The following is a 2,897-nucleotide window of genomic DNA, read 5'->3' as shown; positions in this document are numbered from 1 at the left end:
CGTACATGGGTACGGCGAGCATCGCAGGGCCAAGATCGGGCCGCGCAGTAGGATCATGAATGGGTTCAGGCGAAGTTCTTCGCCACGAAGTCCCAGTTGACCAGGTTCCAGAACGCCTCGACGTACTTCGGACGGGCGTTGCGGTAGTCGATGTAGTAGGCGTGTTCCCACACGTCGCAGGTCAGCAGCGGCTTGGCATCCGTCGTGAGCGGCGTGGCGGCGTTGGAGGTGGAGACCAGGTCCAGCGTGCCGTCGGCCTTCTTCACCAGCCAGGCCCAGCCCGAACCAAACGTGCCGACGGCCGTCTTGGTGAACTCAGCCTTGAACGTGTCGAAGCTGCCCCACTTGGCGTTGATGGCGTCGGCCAGCGCGCCGGTCGGAGCGCCGCCGGCGTTCGGTGCCAGGCCGTTCCAGTAGAACGTGTGGTTCCACACCTGCGCGGCGTTGTTGAACACACCGCCCGAGGACTTCTTGACGATGTCTTCCAGGCTCAGGTTCTCGAACTCGGTACCCGGGATCAGGTTGTTCAGGTTCGTGACGTAGGTCTGGTGGTGCTTGCCGTAGTGGTACTCCAGCGTCTCTTTGGAGATGGTCGGCGCCAGGGCGTCGAGTGCGTACGGCAGCGGGGGGAGCGTGTGGGCCATTGTTCTTCCCTTCTGTGGGTTGCGTGGGTTGGGAGCGACGATTGTAGGAGACTTGGAAAACCGGCGCAAACCGCCGGCCAAATACCCGCAATACCCCCGGAACGGATGCGGAATCGCGTCAAGCGCCGCTATTTGGTCATGCGCTGGTCACATATCGAGCTTGGGCTGGACCTGGGCGATCTCGATATCGACCGCGCCGCGTGCCAGCCGCGCCTCGATGCGGGTGCGGGCGTGCAGCTCCTGCGGATCGCGGATCGCGTGGCCTTTGGCGTCGAGCAGCACGGCGTAGCCGCGCTCCAGGGTGCGTTGCGGGGCCAGCAGTTCCAGGCCGGTTTGCTGGGTTGCCAGGCGGGTGCGGGCGCGCTCCAGGATGGCGCGCATGGCGTTGGCCAGCGCGTCTTCGGTCCGTTGCAGCGCGACCGCCTCGCGGGTGACGTCGGGGCGGGCGTTCGCCAGGCGCATCGCCAGCACGTGCTGGACGTGCCCCGCACGCTGCACCTGTTCGCGCAGCGCAAAGCGCAGCCGCCCTTCCAGGTGCGCCAGCTGTGTGCGCCGCTCGCGCATCTGCGCCTGTGGGCTGCGCAGGCGGCGCGCCAGCCAATCGACGGTCTGGGCGCGGCGGTCGAGCTGGCGGCGGAACTGTGCCGACAACGCATCCCAGTCGCGCGCCACGTCGCGCAGCATGCGGGCGCGGTCGGGGCTGACCAGTTCGGCGGCACCGGTGGGCGTGGGTGCGCGCACGTCGGCCACGAAATCGACGATGGTCACGTCGGTCTCGTGGCCGACACCGGCCACCACGGGAATCTCCGAGGCCGCCACCGCGCGCGCCACCGGCTCTTCGTTGAAGGCCCACAGGTCTTCAATGCTGCCACCGCCCCGGCACAGGATGATGACGTCGACTTCCGCACGCGCGTTCACGATGTCGAGCATGGCGGCGATGCGCTCAGAGGCGCCCGCACCCTGTACCGGCACCGGATAGACCACCACGGGCACGTGCGGCGCGCGACGGCGCAATGTGGTCAGCACATCGCGCAACGCTGCCGCCTGCAGTGACGTGACCACGCCGATGGCGCGCGGATGGCGTGGCAGCGGCCGCTTGCGCTCGGGGTCAAACAACCCCTGCGCCTCCAGCGCGGCCTTCAGCCGCAGGAAGGCTTCATACAGGTTGCCCAGGCCAGCCCGGCGGATGGCCTCGACGCTCAGTTGCAGCTCGCCGCGCGCTTCGTACAGCGTCACCAGCGCGCGCACCTCGACGGCCTCGCCCTCGCGCGGGGTGAAGTCGGCGTACTGGTTGCGGCCCTTGAACATCACACAACGGATCTGCGCGCCGCTGTCCTTGAGCGAGAAATACCAGTGGCCGCTGGCCGCGCGCGTGAAGTTGGAAATCTCGCCGCGCACCCAGCCAAGCGGGAAGTTGCGCTCCAGCAGCCCGGCAATGCGGCGGTTGACCTCGGACACGGTCAGTACGTCCTGCCCGCCCCGACTTGGCCCAGGTGCGGGTGTTGGGGTGGCCGCGGGCGCACTGGGCGCGGCAGCGGGAGCATCCATCCAGAACGGTCGGCGGGAAGACGGCGGCGGAGTCATAGGTGTTCGAAAAAGCGCAAAACGACGGGGCTTCGGGGCGACATCTACCCTAAATCAATGAGTCGAGCCGGTAGGAGATGCCTAGCTGTCCACAGCATACCGCCCTTGTCAAGCTTGACAGACCGTGCGTGACGCGCTCTCTGCATTCGGACGCAACTCTTTGATTCTTATGATAAATCGCCCTATGTCATTTTTTGGGCAAGGCAAGTAATTCCGTTGTGCGTCAAGCATTTAGCACACGCGCCCCAAGGATGTTCACAAAGTTATCCACAGCAGCACTGGAAAACCACAGTCCGACGCCTGGGCAGTGGATAAATCGGCTGTGGACAAACTGCCGCTCGGGGGTTTCCGTTGCGCCCAACCCCGGAGAAACCTGTCTGCACAATTTTTAAGCACGGCACCGAACACCCTTTTGAATCAGTCACTTAAGTTGCTTGTCCGGGCAATGTCCACAGCCGGTCCACAAGACTATCCCGTTCCAGTGTGGATTTCGGGCCGGCTTTTGATGCCCGCCGCCGGTTTGCCACCGGATCGGTTGCGGGAAGGCTGGTTGCCTGTTTTTTAAGCGCGACACCGGACTCCCTTTTGAATCAATGACTTAAGGTGCTTGTTCCGGCAATGTCCACAACCCGTCCACAAGACTGTCCCGTTCCGGTGTGGATTTCGGGC

At 64.9% G+C, this 2,897-nt stretch carries 2 protein-coding genes; both read right to left on the bottom strand.

Translation table 11 applies throughout. From position 1 onward, the window contains the following. Positions 1-65: 65 nt before the first annotated feature. Positions 66-644 (bottom strand): superoxide dismutase [Fe], encoded by a 579-nt coding sequence (gene sodB, locus QZ609_RS26070; RefSeq protein WP_295501277.1) that lies wholly within the window; start codon positions 642-644, stop codon positions 66-68. Positions 645-791: 147 nt separating this feature from the next. Beyond that, on the bottom strand, positions 792-2,192 hold the full coding sequence (gene xseA / locus QZ609_RS26065) for an exodeoxyribonuclease VII large subunit (protein ID WP_295501274.1): 1,401 nt from the start codon (positions 2,190-2,192) through the stop codon (positions 792-794). Positions 2,193-2,897: the final 705 nt, after the last annotated feature.

Source organism: uncultured Ralstonia sp. (genome assembly GCA_913056305.1).
Taxonomy (GTDB): Bacteria; Pseudomonadota; Gammaproteobacteria; order Burkholderiales; family Burkholderiaceae; genus Ralstonia.
This window is presented reverse-complemented; position numbering and strand designations above follow the sequence as displayed.